Here is a 14125-nt window from a genome sequence, read left to right on the forward strand (position 1 = left end):
GTCTAGGAAAGGAAACTGTTTAGACAATGCCGTTGCAGAGAACTTCTTCGGCATATTAAAAACTGAGATGTATCACAATGAAACGTTCAAAGATGCGAATGAGCTCATTGAAAACATCAAAGAATATATTGATTACTACAACAACGAACGCATTAAGCTAAAACTAAAAGGCCTGAGTCCGATACAATATCGAAATCAGGCCTTGGTTGCCGCTTAGAAATGAGTCCAACTTAATGGGGTCACTTCAAAACCGAAGCCTTTATTACAACTAGATTTGATATCTATACTAGCCAGAGGCTAAGTATTAAGTCCCTTGTTACCAACCACACTGGCGTGTAGCGTTTTGCTCATCTAGCCATGTCTTAAGTGGTGCAAAGTAGTCAGCAATAGTGCTTGCATCCATTTGTGGCGAACCTGTTAGGGTCTCCAAGGCATTCTGCCATGGCTGGCTCATGCCCATTTCTAACATTTCGTTAAGTGCTTTACCGGCTTCTTCACTGCCGTAAATAGAGCAGCGGTTAAGAGGGCCTTCATCACCAGCTATGTCACACAGTGCTTTATGGAACTGGAATTGAAGGATATGCGCTAAGAAATAGCGAGTATATGGCACATTCGCAGGCACGTGATATTTGGCACCTGGATCAAATGCATCTGCGCTGCGTTCAACTGGTGCCATAACACCTTGATACTTCTCTCTCAATTCCCACCATAGCTGGTTATATTGTTCAGGTGTCACTTCACCCGACATTACTTTCCAGCGCCACTGGTCAACCATTAAACCAAATGGAATGAAGGCAATTTTGTCTAACGCGACTTGCATCAACATTCCAATGTCGTTCGATGCATCTGGGATCTCATCAATTAAGTTGATTTGCTTAAGGTACTTAGGCGTGATTGATAAAGCGATAGTGTCGCCAATGGCTTCGTGGAAGCCGTCATTCGCCGAACCGCGATAAAGAAGAGGCTGGTCTTTATAAGCACGCTGGTAGTAGTTGTGACCCAACTCGTGGTGAATAACGTTAAATTCTTCCCCCGTCTTCTGAATACACATCTTTATACGAAGATCGTCTTTGTCATCCAAATCCCACGCCGATGCGTGACACTGAACGTCACGACCCTCAGGCTTTTGAAACATAGAACGTTCCCAGAATGTATCAGGAAGTTCCTCAAAGCCAAGTGAAGAGAAAAACGACTCTGCTTGCTTTACCATAGCGACTTCATCGTAGCCTTGCTCAACAAGCGCACCCGTTACATCAGGTACTGTCATTTCTTGCTGCGGTTTGACGATATCGTAAATGTTGCCCCACGACTGAGCCCACATGTTACCTAATAAATGGGCAGGGATGGGCTTGTCTTGAGGTACTACATCTTCGCCATAGTGCTCGCCTAGTTTAGCGCGAACGTGGCAATGTAGTGACTCGTAGAAAGGCTCCACTTGTGTCCACAAGCGATCCAGTTCTTTAGGGAATTCGTCAGCTGGCATATCGTACTTGCCACGCCATAAGGCGCTGACATTTTCAAAACCTAGCTCTGCAGCACCTTCGTTCGCTAGCGATACCTGTTCTGCGTATAGTCCAGCCATAGGTTTAGAAACCTCGCGCCAGCCTGTCCAGTACTCGAGTAGTTTGTCGGCATCGCGTAGCGTTGCCATTTCTGAACTCATTTCAACTAAGCTTTTGCACGTTCCATCTTCACTGCAATACTCACCTGAACCGTACATAGCGCTCAAGTCTGAGCCAATTTTTGCTAAGCGTTCTGCTTTGGCAGCATCTGCCGGTGGTGGCATTGTTAAGCTGTTTTTGAGTAAATCAAGCTGTCTGCGGGTGTCGGCATCAACGTCAACATCATTAAATTTAGCCGCTTCCTTCGCCAAGTTGGCAACCTTTGTTGAAAGCACTTCATTGAAATAAGCACTGACTGCAGCGGTGTCAAAATTGATATTTGTTGCGTAACTCCATTCCGCATGTGCGGCAGGAACTTGCATTTTTGCGATATCATTTTGAGCTTGCTGTAAGAATTGCTTAGCGTCTTGAGCGGTTAATTGAGGTTTAGCTTCTGTCTGAGTAGTACTTTCGCCACATCCCATAAGCGATACGCTTACTAATGCTGCTATCAGAGTACGTTTGTGATTGAGCATACTTTGTCCTTTAATTTTTTTGTTTTTAATGTGAATCGATGTTCACATAGACATGCTCTAGCATTGTGTAACGCGGCGTGACTTTTGTAAAACAAATTTGGCGCAATGCTCCAGTTTAAGCGTTAAAACGCTTCCGCTCTCATCTCATTGCTGAAACTGCAATAGCCAGCGTGAACAATAACGCGATATGTTTAGGTTTCAATAGCATGTTCACCTCTTCTTTTTACCTTCAAATTACTGCTAAGTTTTAAGATAGGCTTTAAAGAGGTGTCGCGCTATTCTCAATTAGTATAATTGTCTCGTTTGTCACAAATGTCACGTTTTCAAATGTGTTGAAAGCCTAGTGAGTTCAATGTGATTAATTGCATACGAATGCGCTAATAAGAGCAACGATTGTTGTTTGATAGATAGGGGAAGCTGTTTTTTTACAAATGATAAGTTGCTTAACAGTAAACTCTTGAGTCGCTAAGCTGAGGAGTTGCCAAGAAGACTGAATAAAAACACGAGTAGTGGTTTTAAAATTACTTCGCGCTAAAGCGGTTGCTTGGTAATACGCCGTGAATTAGGTATTGGCTTTTGAACGGTTTGCTGTTTTGAGACGACATATTGGCTGCACGCTTTACTGTGCTAAGGGCTAGCGATTTATTTTGACGCTGCTTTTTTAGTAGTTGTGAAGAGGATACGTCTTTTATATCTACCAGAGTTGGTTGAACTTCTTGCGCGACACTAACATTGACAAGCGAGCATGCTACACAAAACGTTGTAGCTAAAAAAATGTTTTTACTTGGCTTTTTCATCACATTTTTCTCTTATTTTATGAGTTAATCGCTAGATAAATGGGTTGAGCGTTTGCTTAGTTGTTACTTAGCTGGAGTTCGATTGCAGAGGCGGTTGCACTCGCCTCATTCATCGATTTTGTTTGTTCCTCTTCATTACACCGAAAGTAGAATGAAAACGAAACATGGCGTGTCATACTAAGGTATGTCTAAAAATACCTTTTGAGGTGTGGTCCTTCTGACATGTTGTCCTTTTGATATGTTGTATAGATGGCAGCTAAGAGTATGGTAGAGCTTTACCACGCCGTTACACCACCATCTACTGCTATGGTTTGCCCGTTCATGTAAGAGTTCCCTGGGGAAAGCATTAGCATCATTGTGTTAACGATTTCTTGCGGTTCTCCTAGTCGTTTCATGGGGCTGCCCATGCCTAATTGCTCTCGTGCTTCAGGCGTATTATAACCATCCAGATTCAATATATTGGTCGGGCTGTAAAAAGGGCAAATAGCGTTAACGCGAACATTCTTACGACCGTATTCAACTGCAGCGGTACGGGTTATTCCTGACACCGCGTGTTTTGCCGCGGCGTAAGCCCCACCTTTAGGCGCACCGCCTAAGCCAGCGAGTGAGCTAACATTTAGAACGTGACCTTGCTTTTGTGCAAGCATAACCGGTATTTGGTACTTCATGCCAAACATCACGCCTTTAACATTCACCGCAAACTGGGAATCCATGATTTCCTCGGTCATTTGATGAATTGGGGCTGGGTTATGCGCTATGCCTGCATTATTTACCGCAATATCCAGTCGGCCAAACGTTTCCATGGCTTTTTCAACCAAGGCCTTGTTGAGTGATTCGCTTGCGATATTACCTGCTAGCACCACGACGTCAGTAAGTGCCTTTACGTCTTTTGCTGTCTCTTCAAGGGCGGTTTCGTTAATGTCCGAAAGAACAAGTTTCGCTCCTCGGTTGGCAAGACCCAACGATAGCAAGCGGCCAAAACCGCTGCCTGCGCCGGTAATTAATACTACTTGTCCAGAAAAATCGAGTAGAGCATCCATGATAATCTCCTATTAGTAATTATTTAATGTCAGTTAAAACGTGGCTATTTATGCTGCGTTTGGTTTATAAATTGAATAAGTAAATTGGCGAGCATTTCCCCTTGGTCTTCCTGAATAAAATGGCCGCCGTTTTCTATCAGTGTGTGTGACATGCCGTTGCAGCCAGGAACAAGTTTTTGAAACACTTTTTCTCCACCTTTTGTCACAGGGTCGCTGTCTCCAAATGCTGTAATAAAGGGTTTATGGTATTGCTTCAGTTTTTCCCACGCTTGTCGATTCGCCTGTGCCTCAGCGTTGTCAGGGCTTGTAGGAACAAGAAGGGGAAATACGCGGGCTCCCGCTTTGTAGCTTTCGTTGGGAAAGGGGGCGTCGTAGGCAGCCAGTGTCGTTTCGTCTAATTCGGTGGTTGTAGCATTTTGGATAATGGTTGAAGTCGGAAATTCGGGCACATCTTGAGAGAAGCGGCGCCATTTAATGAATGCGTCAGTGGGTGCGTGATCGCCGGTGGGCAATTCGGTGTTTGACACCATCACGCCCGAAAAGCGATCAGGCATATCAGCAACAAGACGTAAGCCCAATAATCCTCCCCAATCTTGACAGAATAATGTAACAGGGCCTTTCGTCGTCTGTGAAAACCAATCTTTTAGCCATATCACATGCCGAGCATAGGAATAATCTTCTTTTCTTACTGGTTTGTCCGAGCGGCCAAAACCAATTAAGTCTGGCGCAAGAACATTGAAGCCGGCATCACCCAGTATTGGCATCATCTTGCGGTACAAATATGCCCACGTAGGCTCACCATGCATTAAAAGAACAGTGTGTCCGTTTTCTGGTCCGCATTGGTAATGGGCCATTGTGATTTCGCTGCTTACGGTATCTGTTATGTCTGTAAAGCAGGGAGCGTAAGGAAAGTCTGTGATCTTTTCAAAGGCACTTTCCGGTGTTTTGAGCACTTGCATAGCCAACCATCCTTTTGTAAATAAAATGTAATAACAAGTGTTGCTCGCTTAACAAAAACACCGGTTTAATTTTCTGTCAAATAAACCTTAGGCAAGGTAGAACAGGGTCTGCATGAAGAAATGAATTCAGAAAGGGGCTAGCGGTGAATATTAAATATTATGATAAATGTCTATAACACCAATAAACTTGGATGATTGACAACACTGCAATAACATCCAGTTAACGTGATAAACAGGACATGGTTATGACTGAGATGGAAAATAAAGCCGTAGAATATGCAGTACAACAAGGCGTCGCTACACTGACAATGCAAAGCGCACCCGTAAATGCGCTTTCTCGCGCAATCAGAGTAGGACTGATAGAAGGCATAAATAACGCGTTGGAAGACGATAGCGTCAGTGCCATTGTTATTACTTCTTCACTACCTATTTTTTCGGGTGGTGCTGATATTAGCGAATTCTCTGGCGGTGACTTATCTCCCATGCTGCCTGAAGTGTTAGACAAGATAGAAAATGCGTCTAAGCCCGTTGTTGCTGTTCTCCCTGGACCAGCATTCGGCGGTGGCTTAGAAGTGGCGTTAGCCTGTCATCATCGCATTACCTTTGCCGACAACAAAGTGGGTCTGCCTGAAGTCAATCTAGGTATTCTGCCTGGCGCTGGAGGCACCCAACGTCTTCCGCGATTAGCCGATGCACAAACGTCGTTAGAAATGATCGTAACCGGCAAGCCAACGTCGGTGGTTAAGCTTCCAGGTGTCTTCGACAAAATTTCCGATAAGCCTGAGCATCTACTTGAAGATACAAAAGCGTATTTGCAAGCATTAACCCCAGATAAAGCGATAAAACGAACTTGCGACATCACGCTGTCCATGTCCGATGAAACGCAGGCGGTGTTTGACGCTGTTACAGCGCAAACGAAAAAAGCTGCCCGTGGTTTCTTTGCACCCCTAAAGTGTATCGAAGCGGTACGCGGTGCCTACACGCTCGCTTTTGAAGACGGCCTTAAAAATGAAGGTAAGCTCTTCATGGAGTGCATGAATACCCCACAGGCGCGTGCCCAACAGCATTTCTTCTTTGCTGAGCGCGCGGCAGGCCATGTGAGTGACTTTGATAAGAATACGCCAGAGCGCAATATTGAGAAAGTCGCCATTATTGGTGCAGGTACTATGGGCGGCGGTATCGCGATGAACTTCGCTAACGCCGGTATCCCAGTCACTATGCTTGAGCTAAAAGAAGAAGCGCTAGAGAAGGGATTAGCGCTTATCAGAAAGAACTACGAAAACTCAGCGAAAAAAGGCAAGTTAACCCAAGAACAAGTAGAGAGCCGTATGGCACTGCTTTCTGGTACTACATCGTATGACGATTTAGCGGATGTAGACCTTGTCATCGAAGCTGTGTTCGAGAAGATGGAAGTAAAGAAAACCGTATTCTCGACGCTGGATAAAGTGTGTAAGCCGGGGGCTATTTTAGCCTCGAATACGTCGACCTTAGATATTGATGAAATTGCTACTGCTACATCGCGTCCTGAAGACGTGATCGGTCTTCATTTCTTCTCGCCCGCTAATGTCATGAGACTGCTAGAAGTGGTTAAGGCAGAAAAGACATCTGCTGAAGTCATTAAAACTTGCATGAAGATGGCTAAACGCATCAAGAAGGTTGCGGTATTAGTAGGCGTTTGTTTCGGGTTCGTGGGCAACCGCATGATTGAGCCTTACGGACGTGAAGCTAACCGTTTAGTACTTGAAGGTGCTACGCCTGAACAAGTTGACCGCGTGTTAACCGAATTCGGTATGCCAATGGGACCATTCACTATGGGCGACATGGCAGGGTTAGATATTGGCTACTATGTACGTCAATCTCGCCAGGAGCATATTGCACACGATCCAGCTTACGGTGCTGTGGCAGATCGCTTGGTTGAAAAGGGGCGAAACGGACTTAAAGCCGGTCGCGGTGTTTACAATTATGAGCCCGGCAGTCGAGTTCCTATTCCAGATCCTGAAGTACTAGAAATTGCTAAGCAAGAAGCAGAGCGCTTAGGTGTGGTTCAGCGCTCAGACATCAGCGATGAGGAAATTCTGGTTCGCGTGATGTACTCATTGATAAACGAAGGTGCAGCCATCTTGGAAGAGGGTATTGCAGCTAAATCTAGCGATATCGATGTAATTTATGTTTACGGTTATGGCTTCCCAGTGTATCGCGGCGGCCCGATGCAATACGCCGACGAAGTAGGGCTTGGCACTATTTTGGACAAGCTGACTACATATCGCGATCAGTTAGGTGAGTACGGAAAAATGTGGCTTGAACCAAGTGATTTGTTGGTGAAGTTGGCTCAGAGCGGCGGCACATTTAAAGGCTATAAGACAAAGTAGCCCTAACGCTAGTTAACAAAAAACTTGAGGACGAGAGCCTATATCAGCTTTCGTCACTTCACATTTGAATTTAGTAAAGCTAGGAACGTTTCGAAGAAGTACGAATCTTTAGTTTAACTTTGGCTGAACTTTCAGCCCAACTGAAAGGAACATAAACATGCGTGATGCAGTTATTGTAAGTACAGCACGTACGCCAATCGGGCGTGCCTACAAAGGTGCACTGAATAACTTACCAGCCCCTTCATTAGGCGGACATGCCATTCAAAACGCGGTAGCACGCGCAGGGATCGACCCTGCCAGTGTTGATGACGTGGTAATGGGCGCAGCGCTAACCCAAGGCAGTGGCGGCATGAATATTGGCCGCTTGGCTGGCCTAGCGGGTGGTTTACCGGTCACCGTAGCGGGTATGACACTCGACCGCCAATGCAGTTCTGGCATGTATGCCATTGCTACCGCAGCGAATTCAATTCGTACAGGCGATACCAACATTATGGTTGCGGGTGGCTTAGATTCTATCTCTTTAGTGCAAAACAAGAATATGAATATGTTTCGTGCAGTAGACCCTGCACTGGTTGCTAAGCACAAAGATATTTATATGCCAATGCTTCAAACGGCAGAAGTGGTAGGCAAGCGTTATAACATTAGCCGTGACGTACAAGATGAATACGGTTACCAGAGCCAAATGCGCACCGCAGCTGCGCAAGAAGCGGGTAAGTTTGATGATGAAATCGTTCCCATTACCGCAGTTCAAACCGTTTTTAATAAAGAAACAGGCGAAACCTCTGAACGTGAAGTGACCTTGTCAAAAGACGAAGGTAACCGCCCTGAAACAACACTAGAAGGGCTTAAGGCGCTAAACCCAGTAATAGAAGGCGGTTGTATTACCGCAGGTAATGCCAGTCAGCTTTCTGATGGTGCAAGTGCGACAGTAATTATGGATGAGCAAACAGCAGCGAAGGGCAACGCTCAACCTCTTGGTATTTATCGCGGTATTGCAGTGGCCGGCTGTGAGCCAGATGAAATGGGAATTGGCCCAGTGTTCGCTATTCCTAAGCTATTAAAGCAGCATGGATTGACCATGGACGATATCGGTCTATGGGAGCTTAATGAAGCGTTTGCAGTACAGGTACTGTATTGCCGCGATAAGTTAGGCATTCCAGACGAATTATTGAACGTAAACGGCGGTGCCATTTCTATTGGTCACCCATACGGCATGAGCGGTGCTCGCATGGTGGGTCATGCACTCATCGAAGGTAAACGACGCGGTGCGAAATATGTTGTTTGCACCATGTGTATCGGTGGCGGCATGGGCGCTGCTGGTCTATTTGAAGTAATATAGGTATTGGGTATGGAAGGTTATAAAGCTCCACAACGTGACGCCATGTTTGTAACACATGAGCTACTAAATTATCAAAATCACTATCAAAAGCTAGGTTTCGACGAAGCATCAGAAGACTTGGTGTCGGCGATTTTCGCTGAAGCTGCAAAGTTTTCAGAGAACGTACTGGCACCCATCAATGCATCAGGCGATGAAGAAGGGTGTAAGTGGGTTGATGGTGAAGTAACAACGCCTAAAGGTTTTAAAGAAGCTTATCAAACGTATGTTGAGGGCGGATGGCCAGGAATGTCTCACCCTGAGGAATTTGGCGGTCAGGCATTACCATATTCATTGTCATCTATCATTGCTGAGTGGTTTTCAGGCGCAAACCATTCTTGGGCGATGTACCCAGGTCTAAGCCAGGGCTGTATGGCAACAATAAAAGCCCATGGCTCTGAATTGCTACAAAAAATGTTCCTTGAAAAACTGGTTAGCGGTGAGTGGACAGGTACTATGTGTTTGACCGAGGCACACTGCGGTTCAGACCTTGGCATGTTGAAATGTCGCGCGGAACCTCAAGAAGATGGTACCTACAGCTTAACAGGAACGAAGATTTTTATTTCGGCAGGTGAACACGACTTGTCTGAAAATATCGTACACATTGTGTTAGCTCGATTGCCAGATGCGCCAGAGGGTACCAAAGGTATTTCACTATTTGTTGTGCCTAAGTTTAACGTGTCTGAAGATGGCGAAAAGCTAGATAGAAACGCAGTAGGATGCGGAAGCATTGAACATAAAATGGGTATCAAAGCCAGCGCAACCTGCGTGATCAACTTCGATGGCGCAAAAGGTTATTTGATTGGGCCACCAAACCGCGGCCTAAATTGCATGTTTACGTTCATGAATACCGCACGTATTGGCACTGGTCTAGAAGGCTTGGCATCATCTGAAGCAGCATTCCAAGGTGCGCTTCGCTACGCAAAAGATCGCATTCAGTTCCGTTCATTAACAGGGCGTAAAAATCCTGATGGCCCAGCTGATCCTATTATTGTGCACCCTGATGTACGTCGTATGCTGTTAACGCAGAAAGCGTTCGCGGAAGGCAACCGAGCGCTTGCCGCTTACTGTATGCAGTTAGTTGACGTTACTTTGTATGGTAGCGACGAGGCTGAGAAGCAACTTGCGGATGCAAAACTTGCATTCTTAACGCCAATCGTGAAAGCCTTCTTAACTGAAACCGCGCAAGAAGCCACGAGTTACGGTATGCAGGTTTATGGCGGCCACGGCTTTATCAAAGAATGGGGCATGGAGCAGCTAGCTCGCGATACCCGTATCTGCACCATGTATGAAGGTACTACAGGTATTCAAGCCGTTGACCTATTAGGTCGTAAAGTAATGGGCTCTAATGGCGAATTGCTTAATGTGTTTGTCCAAGAAGTGCGCGACTACTGTAATTCATTGCGCGACAACGCTCAGTTTAGTGCTTGGACTAACGCGCTAAACTCTCACCTTGACGAGTGGCAGCAGATCACTATGGACATCGGTAAGGCAGCAGCATCGAACCCAGATGAAATTGGTGCAGCGTCTGTCGATTACCTAATGTATTCAGGTTATGTCACCGTTGCTTACTTCTGGCTAAAAATGGCAGTGAAAGCACAAGAACAGCTTGATGCAGGTAGCACCGAAACCGAGTTTTATAAGAGTAAAATCTTAACAACGGGCTTCTACTTTGACCGTTTGTTAACCCGTACTCGCTCACTGGTTTCGGCAATGCAATCAGGCGCAGACAACTTGATGTCTATGCCAGAGAGTATGTTCGCTATCGAGTAACGACATAAAAGTAATACACGTGCGTTACTAAAAGACGTACGAAAGGCCGAGCAAATAATGTAGCCGAGAAAATGATTTAACCAAATAATCATTGGATACGTTATTTTGCTCGGCTTTTTTGTTTCTTAAAAAAACATAGAGGAAGCGAGCACAGTAATTGTTTCAAAGTACGCGAATGTTGAGGGGGCTCACATTCAATATTTAATCCGAACGCGTCGCATTGGTTACACCGGGAAAAGCCTGAATGGGTACAAAAAGAAGCGATAAATTTTACAGGGGCCTAGAAAGGGGTGAGGCCCCTAAAAGGGGCCTCCAGTGCGGCATCCTGCCGCTACCATGTTGAATCGTTACATCACATGGTGTGACTATATCTTCTTATTAAATTCTGCCGTTAAGCTCTGCTGAGATTGGTGAGCTCTGTAGACCTTGCTCTGCAATCCACGCTTGAAGTGTTTTGCCGTCTGATTCAGGTTCTGCTAGGTCTTTGCTTGGCATTTTCTTAACTAACAGCGTACCTACTTCAACTGCATTGTTAGTAATAGCAGTACGGATTAGGCTTTGACCGTTACAAGAAATACCAGAGTAGTAATCGCGAAGCTTAAGCTTGTAGTCTGATTGAACGCTACGCATTTTCTTGCGAAGTTCGCCTTTGTCATCGGCTTGAACGATAGTGCAAATATTTGCTAGTGCTTCGTTAATGTCGTTAGCTTGTGCTGCGTTAGAAAAAGCTAAAGTAGATGCTGCAATTACTAGAGAAGTTTTAACGATTTTCAACATGGTTAAATTCCTTCGGTCGTTGTTATTAAGATTATGTTTGTTCGTTGAGATGCATTAAACCTGAATCTAACTGATTGAAAAACATGCTGTAAAATAACATGGTATGCCAAATTATACTTATTGGCAGCCATATGGCTGAGAATGCCAGGTATGTGTGTTTGTGAGGGGGCATTTACAGAATGGTAGAACGGCAAAAGTACAACGGAAATAAAAAAGGCCCCGTAGCAGTGGGGCCTTTCAGCGCAGCATTTGCTGCAACCATGTTGAATCGACTCACATGGTAATGTGAAATAGTGCTTAAATCCTGTCGTTAAGCTCAGCTGAAATTGGAGAGCTTTGTAAGCCTTGCTCTGCAATCCACGCTTGTAGTGTTTTGCCGTCAGCTTCTGGCTCAGAAAGATCTTTACTTGGCATTTTCTTTACAAGCAGTGTGCCTACTTCAACCGCGTTGTTGGTCAATGCTGTACGAATAAGGCTTTGACCACCACATGTTACGCCAGAGTAATAATCGCGTAGTTTTAGTTTAAAGTCAGACTGTACGCGACGCATTTTTTTACGTAGCTCACCTTTGTCATCTGCCTGAACAATAGTGCAGATGTTTGCTAGGGCTTCATTTACATCATTTGCTTGTGCTGCATTTGAAAAAGCTAAGGTTGAAGCTGCGATGACTAGAGAAGTTTTAACGATTTTCAACATGGTTAAATTTCCTTCGTTGTTAGTTTAATTAATCAGTTCGTTTGTTCGGGATTAATTAAAAAACAACCAAGTCGATTAAAAAACATTCATTCAAATAACAAGGTATATCAAACAATACGTTATACTAAAGGTGTAAGAGAGATGAAACTCGCTGTAGCCTTTAGTAGTAAAGGGATGGAGCATACAGTAATGCATCGAGTGGCTAGATCAATAAATCGTCAAATAAAGCATAAAAAAACAGCGGAAAAACTGTTTTTTTAGCTTTTATTGAAGTTACTGCGTATGAAAAGTGCGCTAATTTGAGAATCGTTTAACAAGAATAAAAACGAAATTATGGAAGAACTAATGCCGCTGCTGTGCGCTCTGTTGTAATTAAACCATTTAGGAACTTCGAGCGAAGGGCTCCCCTTATTGCTTTCAATTTATTGTCACCCGATGCAACACCTATAACCGGCCTCTCAGGCGTTGCCTTTAACTTAAAACTGGTCACTCTCTCATTAATATCGCAGTTAATAAGAGCGCCTTCTTCATTAAATATCCAACTTATGATCTCGCCGCTTGCTCCAGACTCTGCAAGTGTCGCTAAATCATCGTCGCCGATGAACCCATCCTTATATAGCGGAGATACGCTGCCTAAATTGCCGATACCTACAAAGCTGATGTCAGCTTGTTCTGCAAGCGCGTGAATACGGGAAATGTGCTTTTGCCCTTGCCATATTTCCCTTTCTGATTGGCTTGAAGCAATAACAGGTGTTGGCATAGGGTAGTGTTGTGCCTTAACTCTGTCGGCTACGTGTACCGCAACGTCGTAGCGCGTGGCTTCGCCATTTTCAGCAATGTTACCAACAAGAGAAACAATTTTATGTTGAGGACAGTGCAGCATCGACAGTTCATCTGCGCACGCACGAAGTACGCGACCTGTGCCAAAAGCTATCGTTTTGGGGACGTCGGATTTTAACGCTCTTTCTATTGCTGCTGCACCCGCCTGGCCAAGCCCTCGAGTGGTATTGGGGTCATCATCTACGTTAGGAACAACATCGCAATATGTTAATCCAAATTTTTCTTGGAGCCGTTGTGCTAATTCCATACATCTAGCGATTGGGTGCTCTAAACGTACTTTTACAAGACCTTCTGACATAGATAACGCTACCAAGCGCTGTGCGCTCTGGCGCGACGTTTTAAGTGTTTTAGCTATTTCATCTTGCGTTTTCCCGCCAACATAGTACATCCATCCTGCTCTGGCGGCTTCGTCAAGTTTATTGAGTTCGTTCTGCGCTTTCTTACTCATTTTATATTTCTCACGTCGAATATGTTGGGCCAGTAACCGTAAAGCTCGTCCCATGTTTTTATAGTGTGATCAGATGATGTGTTACCACTGTGTAAGTGTGCGCCACCTGTATAATGTAAATAGTGCATACCCGCACTTTTAGCGGCGGAAATTCCTGGCTGAGAGTCTTCGATAACTAAGCAATTTGCCGGATCAACGCCCAGGGAGTTTGCAGCGTATAAAAATAAATCGGGCGCTGGCTTTCCTCGTTTTACTAATGAGCGTGTATAAACTCGGCCTTCAAAAAAATCATGAAGTCCTGTACGGTTTAGCGCCTTTGCCGTTCTTTCTGGGGAACTGCTGGTCGCGATGCAAAAAGGTATTGTTAGCGCTGAAAGCACAGACTCGATTCCAGGTGTTTGCTGAAGAAAGTGCTCGAAGTTTTTGAACAGTAATGTATAGAAGTCTTCTTTCATAGCAGTAGTAAGAGTAAGCATGAAATCTTCTTTTAACTTAAACTGAACATGTTCCATGCTTTTTCCAAGGAAGTGTTCAATAAAATAGTCCTTTGATAGGGTAATGTTGTAACGAGACAAAATGGTTTGCCACGTCTCCATCGACAATACTTCGCTATCGATAAGTACGCCATCGCAATCAAAAATTACTAAATCAACGGTCTTTATTTGCAAGAATCACCTTTCCTTAATTTCTGTTTTTCACACACTCGCTTTTGTTAGACGACTATTAGACCATCAAAGAATATATCTAAACAGATTGAACATTTGCCTAAGTGTAAGGTAATTGGTGTTAATTATTCTACCTAAACGCACCTTTCTCCAGTGCTATGTTCAATATCCCTTCGAATATCTAGCAATTTACATACTCTCGGGAATGTATTTTTTCTATTTTAGAAACAATTATTTAAATTCTTATAG

Annotated in this window: 12 protein-coding genes; 4 read left to right on the forward strand and 8 right to left on the reverse strand. The window is 44.5% G+C overall.

The window, feature by feature from the left end:
- The coding region (locus tag BGK61_RS08920; protein WP_157888785.1) for an IS3 family transposase at window positions 1–217 on the forward strand (217 nt) is incomplete at its 5' end.
- A gap of 99 nt (window positions 218–316) precedes the next feature.
- Here BGK61_RS08920 and BGK61_RS08925 read toward each other — a convergent pair.
- From BGK61_RS08925 to BGK61_RS08940, 4 genes are all read right to left on the reverse strand, one after another.
- Window positions 317–2137, reverse strand: a complete 1821-nt coding sequence (locus tag BGK61_RS08925; RefSeq protein WP_076012827.1) for a M2 family metallopeptidase — start codon at window positions 2135–2137, stop codon at window positions 317–319.
- A gap of 521 nt (window positions 2138–2658) precedes the next feature.
- Complete coding sequence (locus BGK61_RS08930; RefSeq protein ID WP_076012826.1) at window positions 2659–2934, reverse strand: hypothetical protein; 276 nt, start codon at window positions 2932–2934, stop codon at window positions 2659–2661.
- A 275-nt stretch (window positions 2935–3209) separates the two neighbouring features.
- Window positions 3210–3974, reverse strand: coding sequence for an SDR family NAD(P)-dependent oxidoreductase (locus BGK61_RS08935; RefSeq protein WP_076012825.1), 765 nt, complete (start codon window positions 3972–3974; stop codon window positions 3210–3212).
- Window positions 3975–4018: 44 nt separating this feature from the next.
- Entirely contained in the window at window positions 4019–4933 is a 915-nt protein-coding gene (locus BGK61_RS08940; protein WP_076012824.1) for a haloalkane dehalogenase, read from the reverse strand.
- 245 nt (window positions 4934–5178) lie between these two features.
- Here BGK61_RS08940 and BGK61_RS08945 point away from each other — a divergent pair, with 245 nt between their 5' ends.
- The 3 genes from BGK61_RS08945 (at window position 5179) to BGK61_RS08955 (ending at window position 10450) form a co-directional block, all read left to right on the forward strand.
- Entirely contained in the window at window positions 5179–7302 is a 2124-nt protein-coding gene (locus tag BGK61_RS08945) for a 3-hydroxyacyl-CoA dehydrogenase NAD-binding domain-containing protein (RefSeq protein WP_076012823.1), read from the forward strand.
- 157 nt (window positions 7303–7459) lie between these two features.
- On the forward strand, window positions 7460–8641 hold the full coding sequence (locus BGK61_RS08950; RefSeq protein WP_014998154.1) for an acetyl-CoA C-acyltransferase: 1182 nt from the start codon (window positions 7460–7462) through the stop codon (window positions 8639–8641).
- A 9-nt stretch (window positions 8642–8650) separates the two neighbouring features.
- Window positions 8651–10450: an acyl-CoA dehydrogenase C-terminal domain-containing protein gene (locus BGK61_RS08955; RefSeq protein ID WP_014998155.1), complete on the forward strand. Its 1800-nt coding sequence runs from the start codon at window positions 8651–8653 to the stop codon at window positions 10448–10450.
- Between the two features lie 378 nt (window positions 10451–10828).
- Here the strand turns inward: BGK61_RS08955 and BGK61_RS08960 are convergent, their stop codons facing one another.
- The 4 genes from BGK61_RS08960 to BGK61_RS08975 form a co-directional block, all read right to left on the reverse strand.
- On the reverse strand, window positions 10829–11227 hold the full coding sequence (locus BGK61_RS08960; RefSeq protein WP_076012512.1) for a DUF3718 domain-containing protein: 399 nt from the start codon (window positions 11225–11227) through the stop codon (window positions 10829–10831).
- Between the two features lie 297 nt (window positions 11228–11524).
- On the reverse strand, window positions 11525–11923 hold the full coding sequence (locus BGK61_RS08965) for a DUF3718 domain-containing protein (RefSeq protein WP_014998157.1): 399 nt from the start codon (window positions 11921–11923) through the stop codon (window positions 11525–11527).
- A 331-nt stretch (window positions 11924–12254) separates the two neighbouring features.
- Window positions 12255–13211 (reverse strand): sugar-binding transcriptional regulator, encoded by a 957-nt coding sequence (locus tag BGK61_RS08970; protein WP_076012513.1) that lies wholly within the window; start codon window positions 13209–13211, stop codon window positions 12255–12257.
- Complete coding sequence (locus BGK61_RS08975) at window positions 13208–13879, reverse strand: HAD family hydrolase (RefSeq protein ID WP_076012514.1); 672 nt, start codon at window positions 13877–13879, stop codon at window positions 13208–13210. The genes BGK61_RS08970 and BGK61_RS08975 overlap by 4 nt, the downstream gene beginning before the upstream one ends.
- Window positions 13880–14125 lie beyond the last annotated feature (246 nt).

This window comes from Alteromonas abrolhosensis, assembly GCF_001953635.1.
Taxonomy (GTDB): Bacteria; Pseudomonadota; Gammaproteobacteria; order Enterobacterales; family Alteromonadaceae; genus Alteromonas; species Alteromonas abrolhosensis.

Excerpts from the sequence above, each read along its gene's own strand:
- BGK61_RS08925 (WP_076012827.1), bottom strand. The coding sequence starts at position 2,137 with ATGCTCAATCACAAACGTACTCTGATAGCAGCATTAGTAAGCGTATCG.
- BGK61_RS08930 (WP_076012826.1), bottom strand. The coding sequence starts at position 2,934 with ATGAAAAAGCCAAGTAAAAACATTTTTTTAGCTACAACGTTTTGTGTA.
- BGK61_RS08935 (WP_076012825.1), bottom strand. The coding sequence starts at position 3,974 with ATGGATGCTCTACTCGATTTTTCTGGACAAGTAGTATTAATTACCGGC.
- BGK61_RS08940 (WP_076012824.1), bottom strand. The coding sequence starts at position 4,933 with ATGCAAGTGCTCAAAACACCGGAAAGTGCCTTTGAAAAGATCACAGAC.
- BGK61_RS08945 (WP_076012823.1), top strand. The coding sequence starts at position 5,179 with ATGACTGAGATGGAAAATAAAGCCGTAGAATATGCAGTACAACAAGGC.
- BGK61_RS08950 (WP_014998154.1), top strand. The coding sequence starts at position 7,460 with ATGCGTGATGCAGTTATTGTAAGTACAGCACGTACGCCAATCGGGCGT.
- BGK61_RS08955 (WP_014998155.1), top strand. The coding sequence starts at position 8,651 with ATGGAAGGTTATAAAGCTCCACAACGTGACGCCATGTTTGTAACACAT.
- BGK61_RS08960 (WP_076012512.1), bottom strand. The coding sequence starts at position 11,227 with ATGTTGAAAATCGTTAAAACTTCTCTAGTAATTGCAGCATCTACTTTA.
- BGK61_RS08965 (WP_014998157.1), bottom strand. The coding sequence starts at position 11,923 with ATGTTGAAAATCGTTAAAACTTCTCTAGTCATCGCAGCTTCAACCTTA.
- BGK61_RS08970 (WP_076012513.1), bottom strand. The coding sequence starts at position 13,211 with ATGAGTAAGAAAGCGCAGAACGAACTCAATAAACTTGACGAAGCCGCC.